Genomic DNA, 537 nt, shown 5'->3' with positions numbered 1-537 from the left:
GCTATACGGCTTTCATCCTTGGGTTTGACTGGTCGCAGTTGGGTGTTGAGTTGCGTAAGCGGCCCTACATAATCGTCGGTGCATTGGGGTTTCTGTGTTTGCTGGCGTTGGCGGTGACTTCCAATCGCTACAGTCAGCGGCGTTTGGGGGCGCGCTGGAAGAAGCTGCATCGCCTGGCCTATGTGATTCTCGGGCTTGGGTTGCTGCATATGTTGTGGATTGTTCGTGCCGATCTGAAGGAATGGGCGGTGTATGCCTCTATAGGGGCGTTGCTATTAGTGCTGCGTATACCGTTAGTTGCCCGTCGAATCCCGCGTTTAGTGGCTAAAAAGGCGCCGTCTGTACGAAAGGCATAATTAAAGGTTGACGGCAGATTCTGGATGTCTATAATTCGCCCCACTTCCGGCGCAGTCGAAACGGAAAACTCCTTGGTAAACAAAGAGTTACGCAGTTTTCGGCARCRAGCGGCTTCAATTCATCGAAGCCCGAAAGGAGTTGAAAAAGAGGTGTTGACAGCAGCGTGTAACGCTGTAGAAT

At 52.0% G+C, this 537-nt stretch carries 1 protein-coding gene; it reads left to right on the top strand.

What is annotated here, in order from left to right; translation table 11 throughout:
- A partial coding sequence (locus AC1DSG_RS31695; RefSeq protein WP_477794367.1) for a ferric reductase-like transmembrane domain-containing protein occupies positions 1-356 on the top strand: 356 nt, incomplete at its 5' end.
- Positions 357-537 lie beyond the last annotated feature (181 nt).

The sequence above is a fragment of the Pseudomonas sp. P5_A12 genome, assembly GCF_056400685.1.
This window is presented reverse-complemented; position numbering and strand designations above follow the sequence as displayed.